This is a genomic window from Prosthecobacter gellanilyticus (genome assembly GCF_007992435.1).
In the GTDB taxonomy this organism is placed as follows: domain Bacteria; phylum Verrucomicrobiota; class Verrucomicrobiia; order Verrucomicrobiales; family Verrucomicrobiaceae; genus Prosthecobacter; species Prosthecobacter gellanilyticus.
In genome coordinates, this window is record NZ_BKAG01000011.1 from 149,568 (window position 1) to 165,318 (window position 15,751).

General features: G+C 60.7%; 15 protein-coding genes. 10 read left to right on the forward strand and 5 right to left on the reverse strand.

Translation table 11 applies throughout. From position 1 onward, the window contains the following. The first annotated feature begins 21 nt into the window (after positions 1-21). From BGE01nite_RS09950 to BGE01nite_RS09960, 3 genes are read left to right on the forward strand one after another with little or no spacing between them, the layout of a single operon-like run. Positions 22-549, forward strand: a complete 528-nt coding sequence (locus BGE01nite_RS09950; protein WP_170266703.1) for a LysM peptidoglycan-binding domain-containing protein — start codon at positions 22-24, stop codon at positions 547-549. Between the two features lie 10 nt (positions 550-559). After that, the gene (locus BGE01nite_RS09955) at positions 560-1,153 is read left to right on the forward strand and encodes an N-acetylmuramoyl-L-alanine amidase family protein (RefSeq protein ID WP_146850299.1); all 594 of its coding nucleotides are present in this window, start codon (positions 560-562) and stop codon (positions 1,151-1,153) included. Continuing rightward, positions 1,150-1,437, forward strand: a complete 288-nt coding sequence (locus tag BGE01nite_RS09960; RefSeq protein ID WP_146850300.1) for a DUF167 domain-containing protein — start codon at positions 1,150-1,152, stop codon at positions 1,435-1,437. The genes BGE01nite_RS09955 and BGE01nite_RS09960 overlap by 4 nt, the downstream gene beginning before the upstream one ends. 65 nt (positions 1,438-1,502) lie before the next feature. On the opposite strand, the gene BGE01nite_RS09965 is transcribed toward BGE01nite_RS09960, so the two are convergent. The 3 genes from BGE01nite_RS09965 to obgE are packed head-to-tail and all read right to left on the reverse strand — an operon-like array spanning position 1,503 to position 4,025. After that, positions 1,503-2,156 carry an ATP-binding cassette domain-containing protein gene (locus BGE01nite_RS09965; protein ID WP_146850301.1) on the reverse strand — a complete coding sequence of 218 codons (654 nt, stop codon included), beginning with the start codon at positions 2,154-2,156 and terminating at the stop codon, positions 1,503-1,505. Positions 2,157-2,169: 13 nt separating this feature from the next. After that, positions 2,170-2,940: an ABC transporter permease gene (locus BGE01nite_RS09970; RefSeq protein ID WP_146850302.1), complete on the reverse strand. Its 771-nt coding sequence runs from the start codon at positions 2,938-2,940 to the stop codon at positions 2,170-2,172. Positions 2,941-2,960: 20 nt separating this feature from the next. Further along, a complete protein-coding gene (obgE, locus tag BGE01nite_RS09975) occupies positions 2,961-4,025 on the reverse strand; it encodes a GTPase ObgE (protein WP_146850303.1) in 1,065 nt (354 codons plus the stop codon). Positions 4,026-4,112: 87 nt separating this feature from the next. Between obgE and BGE01nite_RS09980 the strand changes: the two genes are divergently transcribed. The 6 genes from BGE01nite_RS09980 (at position 4,113) to BGE01nite_RS10005 (ending at position 12,606) form a co-directional block, all read left to right on the forward strand. Further along, positions 4,113-4,946 carry an aminotransferase class IV gene (locus tag BGE01nite_RS09980; RefSeq protein ID WP_146850304.1) on the forward strand — a complete coding sequence of 278 codons (834 nt, stop codon included), beginning with the start codon at positions 4,113-4,115 and terminating at the stop codon, positions 4,944-4,946. A gap of 46 nt (positions 4,947-4,992) precedes the next feature. Beyond that, the gene (locus tag BGE01nite_RS09985) at positions 4,993-5,400 is read left to right on the forward strand and encodes a septal ring lytic transglycosylase RlpA family protein (protein ID WP_218032948.1); all 408 of its coding nucleotides are present in this window, start codon (positions 4,993-4,995) and stop codon (positions 5,398-5,400) included. Between the two features lie 80 nt (positions 5,401-5,480). Further along, on the forward strand, positions 5,481-6,032 hold the full coding sequence (locus BGE01nite_RS09990) for a hypothetical protein (RefSeq protein ID WP_146850306.1): 552 nt from the start codon (positions 5,481-5,483) through the stop codon (positions 6,030-6,032). Between the two features lie 106 nt (positions 6,033-6,138). Then, positions 6,139-6,663, forward strand: coding sequence for a peroxiredoxin (locus BGE01nite_RS09995; protein ID WP_146850307.1), 525 nt, complete (start codon positions 6,139-6,141; stop codon positions 6,661-6,663). A 272-nt stretch (positions 6,664-6,935) separates the two neighbouring features. Further along, positions 6,936-11,345: an RHS repeat-associated core domain-containing protein gene (locus BGE01nite_RS10000; protein ID WP_146850308.1), complete on the forward strand. Its 4,410-nt coding sequence runs from the start codon at positions 6,936-6,938 to the stop codon at positions 11,343-11,345. Positions 11,346-11,373: 28 nt separating this feature from the next. Further along, positions 11,374-12,606: a hypothetical protein gene (locus BGE01nite_RS10005; protein WP_146850309.1), complete on the forward strand. Its 1,233-nt coding sequence runs from the start codon at positions 11,374-11,376 to the stop codon at positions 12,604-12,606. Positions 12,607-12,617: 11 nt separating this feature from the next. Here the strand turns inward: BGE01nite_RS10005 and BGE01nite_RS10010 are convergent, their stop codons facing one another. Beyond that, entirely contained in the window at positions 12,618-12,875 is a 258-nt protein-coding gene (locus tag BGE01nite_RS10010) for a hypothetical protein (RefSeq protein ID WP_146850310.1), read from the reverse strand. A 186-nt stretch (positions 12,876-13,061) separates the two neighbouring features. Between BGE01nite_RS10010 and BGE01nite_RS10015 the strand changes: the two genes are divergently transcribed. Continuing rightward, the gene (locus BGE01nite_RS10015) at positions 13,062-14,294 is read left to right on the forward strand and encodes a hypothetical protein (RefSeq protein ID WP_146850311.1); all 1,233 of its coding nucleotides are present in this window, start codon (positions 13,062-13,064) and stop codon (positions 14,292-14,294) included. Between the two features lie 16 nt (positions 14,295-14,310). On the opposite strand, the gene BGE01nite_RS10020 is transcribed toward BGE01nite_RS10015, so the two are convergent. Further along, the gene (locus tag BGE01nite_RS10020) at positions 14,311-15,738 is read right to left on the reverse strand and encodes an aminotransferase-like domain-containing protein (RefSeq protein WP_146850312.1); all 1,428 of its coding nucleotides are present in this window, start codon (positions 15,736-15,738) and stop codon (positions 14,311-14,313) included. Between the last annotated feature and the right edge of the window lie 13 nt (positions 15,739-15,751).

Sequence of the window (15,751 nt, forward strand, 5' to 3'; positions counted from 1 at the left end):
TTCCGATCAAAATGCCGGGTGATGATTTCCGCCCCCCTCCGTGCCGCCACTGGCATTGTCCTCACCTCCCTGCTGCTCGCCTCCTGCGACACGGGCGGCACTCGCGTGCGCGGTGTGCCTCGCAATCTACCGAAGATCGAGCTCTACGGCAGCTCCCAGACGCCGTCTCACAGCATGGCGCGCAGTGATTACCCCTTTGAGCCTGGCTCTGGCAACTATGTCACCTCCTGGGCCTCGGATGGTCGCTCGTCTTCGGACTCGGACTACTCCTCGTGGCAGTCCTCTCATGAAGGCAGTGTCTCGCGCAAGCAGCCATCGCCCGTGAAGAAGGTGACCTCTTCCTCGACGAAGAAAAAATCCACCGCTTCATCCAGCAAATCAAAATCCAAAGGCAGCAGCAGCGGCGGCGGTTCCTACACCATTAAAAAGGGTGACACGCTGGGTGCCATCGCTGCCAGGAACGGCACCACCGTCTCCAAACTCAAAGCGGCTAACGGCATGTCCTCCGACATGATTCGCGAAGGCAAGAGCCTGAAAATTCCGAAGTGATGCTGCGCGCATGAACCGACTGCTTGCCTGCCTGCTCATCCTAGGGTGGATCAGTCAGGTGCCCGCCTGGGCACTCGGCTTCAACACCGTCGTCATCGATGCCGGGCATGGTGGCAAGGACGGCGGCTGCGTGCACAACAGCCTCATTGAAAAGCGCCTCTGCCTGGACGTCGCGCTGCGTCTGGAAAAGGCGCTGAAGGCCCGGGGCCTCCGGGTGGTGATGACCCGGCGCACCGACCGCTATGTCGAGCTCAGTGATCGCGCCGCCATCGCTAACAAGTATAGCAAGGCGCTGTTCGTCAGCATTCACTTCAATGCCTGCCGGGACCGCAGTGTCAGCGGCATGGAGGTGTTTTACCGCAGCTCGGCCGGAAAGTATGTGGCCACCAAGATCCTCAACAGCATGGATGCCAATCTCAAAGGCGTGAAGCGCGGTGTCTTCTACAAGGACTACAAGGTCCTCCGTGCCACGAGCATGACCGCCGTGCTGGTGGAGGGCGGGTATCTGAGCAACAAAACTGAGTCCCGTCGCTGTGCCGATGCCGATCATCGCCAGGAGATGGCCACCGCCATTGCCAGGGGCATCATCGCCTCCCGCTCATGAGTGCTGCATCTGAAGCCACCGCGCAGCTGACTGTCCGTGTCACCCCGAACGCCCGTCGTTCGGAGATCATGAACTGGGGCATGGATGAGAAGGGCAGGTCCGTCCTGCTGCTGAAACTCGGCGCCCCCGCCGTCGATGGCAAGGCGAACGCGGAATTGGTTAGGTTCATCGCCGAGGTCCTGGACTGTCCGAAGAGCCAGGTCACCCTCATTCGCGGCGAAGGCAGCCGCCAGAAGATGCTCGAAGTGCCTGCGGCAGCACTCTCGAAGCTGCCTGCGAAGTGAAGAGACTTGCTTGTGCACGTATGAGTGTCGAAGGCCGCCGCGCTCCTTTCGTCATTTGGACTCCCTCACGCGCTGCCAGTCGCCACCTCCACCACACACCCATCCAGCAGTCGCAACCTCATCTGCCCCAGCGCCGCCGCCTCACTCGGTGAATGCGTCACATGCAGCACGGTCAACGAATGCCGCGCCTGCAAGGTTCGCAGCAGTTCCAAAGCGGTTCCGTGCGTGGTCTCGTCCAGAGCTGAAAGCGGTTCATCGAGCAGCAGCACTCTTGGTTGGGCCGCCAGGGCACGCGCCAGCGCCACGCGCTGCTTCTCACCACCCGAAAGCATGTCGGGCAGGCGATCCATCAGATGCTCGATACCCAGCTCCTCGACCAGCTCTTGAACGATCTTCTCTCCATCCCTCATCCCGCGCATCTTGATCGGAAAGTGGATCTGCTCACGCACCCGCTTGGCCGGAAAGAGCGCCAGATCCTGCGGCACATAGCCGATGCCTCGCTCGCGTGGTTCCAGGCGTGTCACATCCCGGCCATCCAGCAGAACACGACCTCCTCTCGGTCGGCGCAAACCGCAGATGATCTCGATCAGCGTCGTCTTGCCGCAGCCCGTGGATCCCATGAGCACCGCATAGGTGTTGTCAGGAATGGCGAGCGATACATTTTGCAGTGCAAATCGACCGCCAGGGGCTGTCCAGGAGATGGAGTCGAGGGTGATCATGATGCACTCATGGTTAGACACGTTCACCCGTGGCGCGCACAGTCACCAGCACGAGCACGGCGATGACAATCATGCCCAGGCTCACCGCCACGGCAGACTCCAGATTGCCCACGCTGAGTTCCAGCCACACCGTGGTCGGCAGCACCTCCGTCTTCATTCGCGTGGCCCCGGCGAAGACCAGGATGGGCCCGAACTCCCCCAGACTGCGCGCCCAGGAAATGCAGAAGGCCGCCAGCATGCCGCGCCTGGCCGCAGGCAGGGCCACATGCCAGAGCGCCTGAAAATCCGTGGCACCCAGCGTCAGCGCCACCTGCTCAGGCCTCGGCGAAAGATGATCAAAGGTCCCGCGCATCGTGCGGATGGCAAAGGCAGCCGCGACCACGAACTGAGCCAGCACCACACCAGCCACGGTGTAGGTGAAGGGGATGACTTTTTCAATCGCCTGACCTAACGAAGTTTGAAAAAAGATCAGCAGGCAGATGCCCACCACCATCGGCGGCAGGACGATGGGAATGTCCAGCGCGGCGTCCACCCAGGTCTTCCCGCGAAACTCATGCCGGGCCATGAGGTAGCCGATCGGGATGGCCAGCAGCAGGGAGGTCCCTGCCGCTGCCGTGCATGTCAGCAGGCTCAGGCCCGTGGCATGCCTGATCTCCGGCTTCATCACCGTCTGCAGCCAGGCCTCAGGCGTGCTGTAGCCTGCCGTGGCGGCGATGAGCAGGAACCAGAAGAACAAGTAGCCCGCCGTGATCAGCGTGAGGGTGATCCAGAACAGGCGGCGCATGGCAGGGCAGGGCGCTTGGCTTATGAATCAGTGCTAGCAGGGGCGAAACTGACCAGGGTGTCCACGCCGATCTGCTTGTCCAGATGTGCGCGCAGCTTGTCCATGCCAAGGCCGGACTCAGCGGAGATCGGGAAGATCTTGATGCGCTTGAAGCGGTCCTTCAGGCGGGTAAGATGCTCCTCGGACTCTTCGACATCCATTTTGTTAGCCACAATGATCCACGGGCGCTTCGCCAGCTCGTCGGAGTAGAGTTTGACCTCTTTGCGCACGGTCTCCAGATCGGAGATCGGATCACGTCCTTCCGTGCCCGCCGTGTCCACCACAAAGAGCAGGGTGCGGCAGCGCATGATGTGGCGCAGGAAGTCATGACCGAGGCCAATGTTCTGGCTGGCACCCTCAATGAGTCCCGGGATGTCCGCCATGGTGCCACGGCGATGATCACCGAAGTGAATGACTCCCACCAGTGGCTGAAGCGTGGTGAAGGGATAGTTGGCGATCTTCGGCTTGGCCGCGCTCAGCTTGGAAAGCAGCGTGGACTTGCCTGCGTTCGGGAATCCGACCAGGCCTGCATCCGCGATGCTCCGCAGCTCGAAGTGGAAGCGGCCTTCCTCTCCAGGCTCACCCGGGGTCGTTTCACGGGGCGACTGGTGCGTGGATGTTTTAAAGTGGACGTTGCCCTTGCCGCCCTTGCCACCTTTGCAAAGCACAAAGGTTTGGTGCGGCTCAGCGAGGTCGGCAAAAGGTTCGTAGCGGATGCTGGTTTCACCGGTCTCAGGATCTTCTTCCTCAACGATCTTGCTGATCACAGTGCCCACGGGGATCTTGTAGATCACGTCCTCGGCGCTGCGGCCTGTGCACTGGTTGGCACCGCCTTTGTCACCATCCTTGGCCAGGAGCTTGGTGGTAAAGAAGAACTGGCGCAGGCTGTTGGTGCTGGGGTCGGTCTGCAGCACCACGCTGGCACCCTTGCCGCCATCCCCGCCATCGGGGCCGCCTTTGGGGCGGAATTTACCTCGGTGGAAGTGCATGGAACCATCGCCACCTTTACCGGCGCGCGCGAAAACTTTGATCTGATCGACGAACATGAACGTGTTGAGTAATCCCGAAATGGGGTGCGCACAAGGCGGAAGGCAGACTTGCGCTGGCACCAGCCAGAGGCTCCAATACGCCTCATGAGCATGATTGTCTGGCTAAATGGTTCCCTGGTGCCTCTGGAGGAGGCCCGTATTTCCCCCCTGGATCATGGATTTCTGGTGGGAGATGGCGTTTTTGAAACCCTCGTCGCCCGTGGTGGCCGCCTCTTCGCCGCCCAGGAGCACTGGGAGCGCCTGGTGCATTCCTGCGAGGTCATGGGCCTCACTCCGACCACGGAGGAGGAGTTCATCGGTGCTATGGACGCTGTCCTGAAAGCGAACGACCTCCTGGATGCCCGTGTCAGATACACCCTTAGCAGCGGAGATGGCCCCCTGGGCTCGGATCGCGGAGATGTGGGGAATACCGTGCTGGTCACCGCCGTGCCTCTGAAGGGCTGGGGCCCGACGGAGAAAGTCTGCCTGGTTCCGTGGCCGAGACTGGAAACAGGCGCTCTGGCGGGGGTGAAAAGCACCTCCTATGGCGAAAACGTGCTGGCTCTGGCCCATTCCAAGGCGCGGGGTTGCGGAGAGGCTATACTGGCCAATACCAAGGGCGAGCTCTGCGAGGGCACCGGCTCAAACATCTTTATCGTGGTCGATGGCAGGCTCATCACGCCTCCACTGTCCTCAGGCTGTCTCGCTGGAGTCACCCGCAGGCTGGTGCTCTCCGCTTGTCTGCGGGCTGGACTATCCTGCCATGAGGAAACGGTGTCCGCTGAAGCCCTGGCCACCTGCGAGGAAGCCTTCCTCTCCTCCACCACCCGTGACGTGCACCCGATCAGCGAGATCGATGGGCGTGCGCTCAATGCTCCAGGACCCATTACTGCCCAGGTGCAGGCCGCCTTTGAGCGGCTCGCTGCCACTATGCGATGAAATTTGGGGATTGCCGCCGGAGGCTGGGCTTGGTGGAATGGGCGCGATGATTCCCAGCCACCTGCGTCTGGCCGCGGCATTGCTGCTGGCCGGTGTGCTCGCCTCTTGTGGAGGCGGCAGGCTCGCGCCCTTCCACCGGCCTCTGGAGCCGGTGGAGTCCTTTGGCGTGATGCAGACTCAGCAGGGCATGGCCTCTGTCTACACGGACCGGCGCACGGCCAGCGGGGAGCGCTTCCACTCCAGTGCGATGACGGCAGCTCACAAAACCTGGCCCATGGGCACCCGCGTCCGGGTCACCCATCTCGGCACCGGTCGCTCCGCCATCGTGCGGATCAATGATCGCGGCCCCTTCATCAAAAGCCGCATCATTGACCTCACACCCGCAGCGGCGAGCTCCATCGGACTCACCCGGAAGCAGGGCGTCGCCCGGGTGAAACTGGAGCGCCTGAAGTAGGCTCGTCTGGCTCCGCCATTTTCATGGTGGCGCGACTTTCTTCTTCCCAGCACCGAGGGCTTCCTCGTAATCTTGATATCATGTCCAACCGCACCTGGCATCTCATCAAGGCCTCGACCAACGAGGAATACGGTCCGCTTTCACAGGAAGCCCTGATCCAACTGGCCTCCGAGGCGAAGATCTCTCCCATGGACAAGCTCTCGGAGGATAGTCGCCGGACCTGGCGCCGCGCGCCCATGGTGAAGGAACTGCAAATGGACTGGCTCATCCAGATGCCAGACCAGTATCTCTATGGTCCCACGAACGTGGCCACCATCCAGGAGTTCCTCGCCACCGGCCAGGTCGATGGCGACGTGACCGTGATCGACTGCACCAAGGGCACGGAATCCCGTCTCTCTGAGCAGGCCTTTTTCCAGGCCAGCCCGCATCACATCCGCAGCGCCCACACCACCCTGGTCGGCGCGCAGTGGCCGGAGCTGGACAAGGCCAGCAATGACCACGTCCTGCAGCAGCGTGTGCAGGTCCTGGAGCGCCAGCTGATGGAGGCGCAGAACATCATCCATGAGTATGACCGGCGGTATAAGCTGCTGCGTCAGCAGTTCGTCGAGACTGCCGGGCATGACCCGCAGTGAGGGATCCTGCATCCGAATACCCTGCCAGAACGAATCAGTTCCACACGTTTGCCATGTTCCCGTTTCGGGAACTCAAGCGTCAGTCATTCCATCTTCATTCCCCATCATGAAAAAAACCATGCGTCTCCTCACCGCCATCTTTGCCGGCATCTTCGGCAGCGCCCACGCCGGCGAAGGTCAGAAAGTTGATTATCCTGCCCCGGCTGTCTCCGGCGTGAATCAGGACGGTGCCACTGTGAACTTCGCGGACGTCTACAAGAAGGGCCCGACCGTGGTCTTCTTCTACCCCAAGGCTGACACCCCCGGCTGCACGAAGCAGGCCTGCTCCCTCCGTGATGCCTTTGCGGATCTGAGCAAGGAAGGCGTGCAGGTGCTCGGCGTGTCCTTTGACAAGGCGGAATCCCAAAAAGCCTTCAAGGACAAGTTCACGCTTCCCTATGACCTCATCGCCGATCCCGATGGCAAAATCGTCGAGGCCTTCAAGGTCGAGAAGATGCTCAAGGGAGTGCTGTCCCTGGCCAAGCGCAGCGCCTTCCTCGTCAAGGACGGCAAGGTCGTCTGGCAGGACTACCAGGCCAGCACCGACCAGCAGGCCGCCGATATCAAGCGCGAACTCGCCAGGCTGAAGTGAGGTGACATCGCGGGTTCTGTCTTAAGACAAAGATCAGGCCTGCATCTAAAAAAAAGTCAAAGTGAGCCGTCAGGGTGCCAGCCCTGACGGCTTTTTTGTTGGGCTGCGGCTAACCAAAGATGCTTTTTTTTGATCTCGCCAAAACACAGTTGGTTGGGTAGGATGCGCACAAATGAGGCCGGGAAGTTCCATTCTTCACGAGACGCTCAAGCCTGCTGATCGCGGCTGGCTGGATTGGCACATAACAAGCTAACCCCAAAAAACGAACCGCCATGAAATCTCCTCTTTTTTTGGCACGTCGTGTGCATTTCCTGCACATCGCGCTCCTCCTGCTGTTTGTGGCCGTCCCTCCGGCTCCGGGGTTCTTTTTTCTCATCAATGGCTTCCTCGTCATGGTCGGCCAGTCGATCTCCGTGACCGTGAAGGGAAGCTCCCCGTCCGCCACGGTCAACCTGCAGTCCATCTTTTCGAGTGGCAGCGGGCAGGTGGCGCTGGGTGAGGCTTTGCCGAAGAGCGGCAAGGGCTCTGTGAGTGTCATCCTGATTGGTGTCACAGCAGGCTCCGGCAGTGTGGGGTTCTCGGGCACCAACAATGGCGGCAGCGTTTTCGGCAGCCTCAACTTCAATGTCATTCCGGGGCCCGGCACGGTGGCGCAAAACCCCTTCGTGGGCATCGGCGGAGATCCGGTGAGCACGAAAACCGGCGAGTACTTTGGCAATGAAGGCACGGATCTGGACCTGGGCGGCCCCATGCCGCTGGCCTTCTCCCGCTATGTGGCATCCAAGCTCGCCAGCGACGGCTTTGTGCAGGCGAACCTGGGAGGCAATCGCTCGCACAATTTTGCCTCGCGGATGATCACCGTCACACCTGTCATCAAGCAGGTGGTGCTGCCTTCCGGAGCCGTGCTGAAGTTTGACAAGAGCGGCACAAAGTGGGTGCTCTCCCATCCGCTGGACACACCTTATCAACTGGTTGAGACGGCTGGAAACTTTTTGTTAGGCAACCCCGAGACAAAGCACATCTGGACGTATGACAACACGGGGAAGCTCACCAAGATCGAGGATGGCAAGGGGAACGAGCACACGCTCACCTACACGGGCGGCAAGCTCAGCAGTGTCACTGACGGCATTGGCCGCACCATCACCATCAACCAGCCCGGCACGGAGATCGCCAGCATCACAGATCATACCGCCTCGCGCACGGTGAACTACAACTACTCTGGTGGCGTGCTGGTCTCCGTGCAGGATTACGGCGGCCACACGACCACCTACACGGCCAACGGTGGCGGACTTCCTGTCTCCCACATGCTGCCGGTGGGCAATGTTCCCTTCACTCAAAGTTATACGGGCGCCAAGGTCACCACACAGACCGAGCGCGGCACAGACATCAGCACGCTGCTCTATAACCCGGCCACCACCACCTTCACGGACCCTCTCAATAAAACCCTGGTGGATGAATATGACCTCCTGGGGCGTCTCATCACCCACACGGATCAGGGCGGCAAGACCATCTCCATGACCTATGACAGCGCTGGCCGGCGCAGCTCGGTGACGGACCGGCTGGGTAACAAGACCAGCATTGTCTATCATGCCGGCAGCGGCGGACCGCAGACCATCACGAACACCGAGGGAAAGGTCACCAGCTACACCTACAAACCACGCACCGTGGCAGGCATCGTCTTCCATGATGTGACCAAGATCACCTACCCGGACGGTGCCTCGCGCTCCTTCACTTATGATGCGAAGGGAAACATCACCCAGATCACCGATGAGGCGGGGAAGGTCTGGAAGTACACGTACAACGGCAAAGGCCAGGTCCTGACGGCCACCAACCCGCTCGGCGGCGTGATGACCAGCACCTATGATCCTGCGGGAAATCTGCTCACGGTGCAGCCGCCTGAGATGGGCACCACCAGCTACTCCTATGATCTAGCTCGTCACCGCATCACGCAGATCACGCGTCCAGGTGGAGCCCAGGTCACCCTGGCCTATGATAGCAAGGACCGTCTGATCTCGCAGACGGACGAGCGCACCAACGTCTGGCAGTATACCTATGACAACAACAACAACCTGACCGTCGTCACCGATCCGGACGGCGAGACCACCACCAACAGCTACGATGTGCTGGACCGCATGACATCCAGCACTGACCGCCTTTCGCAGCCCACAAACATGACGTTTGATTCGCGGCGTCTGCTGTCTTCCCTCACGAATCCGAATGGGGGCGTGATCAATCTGACCTATGATGATCGCAGGCGCATGACCGGGCTTGAGGACGCTGGCGGCCAGGACTGGCTGTTCACCTATGACAACGAGGGGCGCCTGGTCACCACCCAGACACCCGTGGATCCTCCGGATGTCCGGAAGCTCAACAAGCTGGGCTTTGTGACACAGTCGGTCGATCCGCTGGGAAACACGCGGAACCTGACGCGGGATGCCATGCAGCGGGTCACCTCGTCCATCGATCCACTGGGGCGGGTAACCAACTTTGCTTTTGACAAGCGGGGGTATCTCGTCAGCGCGACAGAGCAGGGGACCGGAACGGCCAAGTATGATCGTGACGGGCTCGGGCATGTGACCAAGCTCACAGATCCGAACGGAGGTGTCTGGTCCATGGTGTATCAAAAGGCCGGGCGCCTCACGAAAGTGACAGACCCTCTGGGCAAGGCCACCACCATCACCTATGACTCCCGCGGCCGTCCGCTGACCTCCACCTTCGCCGATGCCCACACCTGCACCATGGGCTATGATGCGGCGAGCAATCCCACGAGCAGCGTGTTCAGCGCCGGGCCGAATCTGCTCTTCACCTATGACAATCTGAACCGGCTCACCTCGGCCAATGGCGTGGCCTTTGAATACGATGCCGAGGGACGTCTCACCAACTGCGAGCAGAACACGCATGACTTCACGGCCACCTATGACAATGGCGGCCGGTTGCAGACGGTGAGCTACCTGGATGGTGCTTTCACCGTGACCTATGGTTATGACAGCCGCAACCGCCTCACCAGCGTGACGGACAGTGAAGGCACCTCCATCGTGATGGGGTATGACAATGCCGGGCGTCTTACCAGCCAGACACGGACTCCGGGCATCGACAGCAGCTACGTCTACGATGCGGCAGGACGGCTCACGCAGATTCTGGAAGGGGGAGCCGCCACGCTGAACTATGGCCTCAATCCCGCCTCGGAGGTGGTGGATCTGGACATCACCGCACCCACACTTCCGGGCGTGGCAGCCTCCACAAAGACCTTCAAGCACGGCAAGGCCGGTGAGATCACCACCACGGATTATGCCTATGATGTCAGAGGCAGGCTCACTGCCTCCCCTGGCAAAACCTATCAGTGGGATGGCGCCTCGCAGCTCGTCGACATCTCCGGCGTCACCCTGGCTTATAATGGCGTGGGAGACATCGTCACACGCACGGAGACAGCCCAGACCACGCGCTTCTACCACCACTATGCGCTGAATCTCTCCCCGATCGTGTATGAAGACCTGCCCTCGGGTTCGGATCGCATGTATGTGTGGACTCCTGGCGGCAGGCTGCTTTACAGCGTCGATGTCGGCAGCGGGGACCCCACGTTTTACCATTTTGACCGCGTCGGCTCCACCTTGGCGCTGTCAGATTCAGCGGGCACCGTGACGGACAGTTATGCCTATGGTCCCTATGGCGAGCTTTTGGGGCACACCGGCGGCAGCACCCAGCCCTTCACGTATGTCGGTGGCTATGGCGTGCGCACGGAAGGAGCCCTGTATCACATGAGGTCTCGCTACTACGATCCCACCGCGGCTCAATTCCTTTCCCGTGACCCTATGCCGCCCCGTCTCGCGGATCCCAAGTCCACCCACACTTATAGTTATGCCTCACAGAATCCTCTGAGATACATCGATCCGGAGGGTGGTCTCGTCTGCGCGCCTTTTGTGGAAGGGCTGGGAGTTTCCTCCCAGCGCAGACCAGCGCTCAATTTCCTGAAGGTCGCCACCCCCATGGATGACAGCCCCAAGCCGATCGACCGCATCTTCGTCTCCTACAACTATTTTGGCGGCAACGGTTGCTTCGGAGGAGCGCCCCCATCACCAGACAGGCTGCCTTTCTGCCCGCCGTTTGAGCCGCCCTTCATGCCCCTGGGATCAAACGTCTTTGGGGATCCATCCACGGGCGACTGTGGTTTTGACCTCTTCATTCTCAGGCACATCGCATTCCCGGACATTCCCTTTGGTGATCCACCGTTGGTTCTGGAGGTCAACGACGACATCCTGGCTTCTGACTTTCCTCCGAAACTGCCTCCTGGCTATCACCCACTCTACGGAAATACGGTCTTCAATGCCAGTGGCAATCCTGGCGGCCTTCTTCTTCACGACAATGAGCCCCCTCTAACGAACAACACCATCAACTGCGATGGCCCGGGAGGCACCCCTGCACAAGATCAAGCGCAGCAGGCTGATGGTGGCGGAGGCGGCATCAATCAGGCCGCCATGATCGAGGTCTACAAGATGATCTACCGGGCCTATAAAATGGCGGAGGATGCCCTCATGATCAAAGCCCAGCAGAATGGCTTCAAATTGAGCGAGGAGGAAGCCCGCGCGCTGGAAGATTTTAAAAAGCAGCGCAAAGCCATGGGCAAGATCATCAAGAAGATGGGCGGCACCCTGCCTGACACAGATCCGTCTTCATCAAGCCTCTGAGAACACCAACTTCCACCTGCACGTCCTCATGAAAACTCTCTTCCTCCGCCTTGTGGCCGTTTTGATGCTCTTTCCTGGCGCCGCCAGTGCGCTGCGCATCTCCTACACCTATGACGCAGCCGGGCGCATGGTCGCGGCCAACTACAATGGCAACAGCCGAACCAGTTATGCTTATGACAAGAACGGCAGCCTCCTGTCCCGGGTGAATACCATCACTCCGCCCTTGTCCCCGCATCTGGCGGCCACCTACACAGGGCTGATCACCAACAGCAGTCCTGATGTCGCCAACACCGGCATCATCACCCTGAAGCTCCTCGCCAACGGCACCTTCAGCGGCAAGGTCACCATCCAGGGATCGACTCTCCCTTTCTCCGGCAAATTCCTGCCTTCGGGAGCTCTGGAGGGCGGCCCCATCACCATTGATCGCAAGACCCCGCTGACCGACTACATCCTCGATATCAACATCGACACGCAAGGCAGTCTGCAGGCCGTCCTCGGATCACTCAGCGGAGTGGGGGGCACTCCCTCAGACGTCAGCCTGCAGGCAGACTTCTTCAATCTGGGAGGACGGCTGATCGGCTCGGGGTTCATCGGCAAGTACACGATGATTCTCGAGGCCAATGCGGGCGCTGGAGTCCCCAAGGGCACGGGTTATGCCACCGTGTCTGTCAGCAACAAGGGAATCATCACCATGGCGGGTAAGCTTCCGAACGACATTGCAATCACGCAAGGCTCCCAGATCGTCGGGCCGAATGTCTGGCCTCTCTTTGTGGCACTGCATGCCAACCAGGGCTTTCTGGCTGGCAGCACTGCTTTCGTGAACCAAGGCGGCCTGGCGATCCAGGGCTCCCTGGTGTGGGGGAAGCCCCTAACCAATGGTTCGTTTCATCCGGCCGATTTCAAGACGGGCGTGAACGCGGAAGGCTCTCTCTATCTCGCACCGCTCGCGGGTCAGCGTGCGCTGAATTTTCCAGCGACGAGTCCGAACGCCCAGTTCAATGCCGAGTTCGGCAATCTGCTGGCGCCGATCATGAAAAACGTCACCCTGGACACCGCGAACAAGTTCACCACCCCGGTGGATGCGAACTCGCTGAAGCTCACCCTCACCGGAGCCACCGGACTCGTTTCCGGCAGCTTCAAGGCTGATGCCAACACAACGCGCACCTTGAAAGGCGTGCTCATGCAGGGCCAGACCTTTGCCGCCGGTTACTTCACGGGCAGCACCGAGAGCGGTGATTTCTCCATCCTGCCTTCACCTTGAGGTCAGGGCTGTTACAGCCCCAGTGCCAGAAACAGCGCCAGATGCACAGCTCCGATATAGAGGAGCCAGGCCTGTGCACGGCCATAGCCCAGGCTGCCGCTCGTTTCCGTGGGAATCTCAGCCGTGTGGCCGAACCAACGATCCTGATTCTTGAAAAGCATGAAGCCGACCGGGATTAGGATGACGAAGGCCAGCGCACCAAGGACTCTCAGCAACAGCAGACCTTCCGGAGCCATCGCCGCCAACAGGGGAATGAAGTGGGGGTTCATGGGAGGACCTTCGCATCCCCGGAAAATGCCACCAGATACAGATGGCCGCATTCCTGACCAGCACAGAGCGGCAAGTGTTTTCATTGTTGAAGTGCCTCTTGGTGTAAGGTATACTGTTCTAAAGAGTAGTATTGAGCGTGAGCCGAGTCGACCCGGTCTGGCCTAGCTCCTTCCTGACCAAAACCTATGAACGTGATCCAACTGACTCCCGATGAACTGGCTGGTCTGATCGCCGCCGCTGTGGCCAAGGCGCTGGAGGGGCTGCTGCCACGCATGCCGGAGGTGCCGGTGGAGGTGGCGATGCAATCACGCAGCAGGAAGGCCGTGAACCAGGCACGCTACCGGCAGAGGCTGAAGGAAAGAACTCTCACGGCCGCTCACGAACCTCGGAAGGATGAGGTGCACGGAGTGCCAGACTGCGATGAGCATGCGCAGAACCCGGAGTCCGTGGTTACGGTCGCGGCGGTCACGAACATGGCCACGCTGGCAACGGAAACGGTCACATCTGCGGCCACACCGGTCACGCGGGCTTCTGCCCTGTTGGCAACGGACGTGGCAACATCGGCAACATCCATGGCAACACCGGCAACGGAAACGGCAACGTCGGTCACGTCAGAAACGTCTGCGGACAAGGCCCCTCTCCCTCCCGCCCCTTTCCACCCTCTTCCCCCTCAGACTCCCCTTTCTCCCGCCTATCCCCACCCACCCACACCCGGGGATGGAACGCGCACCCACGGGGGAGGGGATGTTGTTCATTTCCCGGCTGACGCCGGGACGATCACCGAGGCAGCCCAGACCCAAGGCCAGACTCCTGACCAGAGCCAGGCTCAGCACCTGACTGCCAGTCCTGGCCGTGGCACCTGCGTCGTCCTGACCATCGCCCGGCCTAACGACATGTCTGGCAAAGGGCCTGGCGCATCGGTCCCCGCCATCGTCGCTGGCATCAGCAGCGGCAGCGGTCACAGGCCCCCGCAGGGGAGGCGCCGAGGAAGGAGTGACAGGCCCGGGCGCCAGCGCCGGGAGAAGCGGCCCCGTGACCCTGAGGTGCTGCGCCTGCCGAGGTGCGAGCACGCGCTTCGGCTGGCGGCCATCTTCAAGCGCCCGGCCACCACGGAGTGGTCCCCAAACGAGACGAAGGCGCTGCGAAGAACCGGCAAAATCGAGGAGGAGGACCTCCAGGTGCTGGAGAAATATTACGCGGCGCATTATCCGCCGGCAGCCAACCGGAACCTCCTGCGCCATGACCTGGTGACCCTGCTGAACAATCTGCGTGGCGAGGTGGACCGTGCGCGGCGCTGGGAACAGAAGAACAGCCCGTCGGAGGCAGGTGGCGTCAAGCGCGGCTTCTTCGGCCAACTCATGACGCCGGAATACCTGGAAGAGCAGCGAAAGAAGGACGCGTGGATGTTTGAGGACTAGAGATGGAGAGAGTCTCTCATCGTCCCGCAAGCCTGCCCAGCGTCCGGATGGCGGCATCGAGACGCGGGGACCATCTCTCACCACAGGAGATGCGCAGGCAGTTTGTGTAGCGCTGCTCCAGTGAAAACAGATGCCCGGGCGCGATGCTGATGCCCTTGGCCAGGGCGCGCTCATAGAGCTCAAGCGCATTCACCTTCGGCGGCATGGTCACCCATAGAAGAAAGCCTCCCTGCGGTGAGGTCACGGTCGTTCCCGCAGGGAAGTGTTCCAGGATGGCCTTCCGCATGCGCGTGACGTTATCCTTGTAGATCTTGCGCACACTGCGTAACCAATGATCATATCCTGCTTCCGCCAGGAAGCCGGCGATGGCCAGCTCCGGCAGCGTGGGGGTCGCGAGTGTATGCGTCAGTTTGGCCATGCGTGCCGCATGATAGAAGCGCCCTGGGATGGCCCATCCCACACGATATCCCGGCGCCAGTGTCTTGGAGAACGAACTGCAAAACAGGACCAGCCCCGAGTCATCAAAGGACTTGCAGGTCTTGCCACGCTTCGGGCCGAAGTGCAGCTCACCGAAGACGTCATCCTCGATCAAGGGGATCTCATGAGCCTTCAAAAGCATCACCAATTTTTGTTTGGCCTCGTCCGGCATGGAAGCGCCGAGCGGATTGCTGAAGGCGGGAAGAACAAGGCATGCATTCACCCGCTGTTTCTTCAGCACCTTCTCCAGCGCATCGATCTTCATGCCGCTCACCGGATCCGTGGGGATCTCCAGAACTCGCAAGCCCAGTGTTTCCAGCACATGCAGGATGCCGAAGTAGGTGGGGGACTCGACCGCGACGACATCACCTGGCTGAGTGACCGCGCGGAGACAAAGCATGAGTGCCTCCGTGGCGCCGCAGGTGGTGATGATCTCGGACGGTGCCACCACGGCGCCGCCCTTCATCATGCGCTTGCTGATCTGCCGCCGGAGAGCATCTGATCCAGGTGGCAGATCATACATGACCCCTCGTTCACCGGCGTGGCGCGCTTTTTCCGCCAGCATGCGGTTCAGCTTCACCGTGGGCAGGATGTCCGCGCTCGGCACCGCACCACCGAGTGCGATGACATTGCCGGAGAACACCGCATCAAAGAGGCTGGCGTGCATGTTGCCGAGGCTTCCGGCCATCGGAAAACGGGGTGGCCCAGGAAGGTCCAGCCGCGCCTTGGCGGGCTGTTTGACAAAGAAGCCCGACTTGTGCCGGGGCTCCACCAAGCCGCGTGTCTCCAGCTCCACAAAGGCCTGCACGGCCGTGCTCATGCTCACACCATGCTGGTCACACACCGCACGCAAGGACGGCGTCTTTTCACCCGGTCGCAGCACACCGTCCGCGATCAGCTTCGCCACTGCATCAGCGATCTGCAGATAGAGAGGTTGCGGAACTGGGCTGGTGGAGAAAGACGGCATGTCATCAAACCTC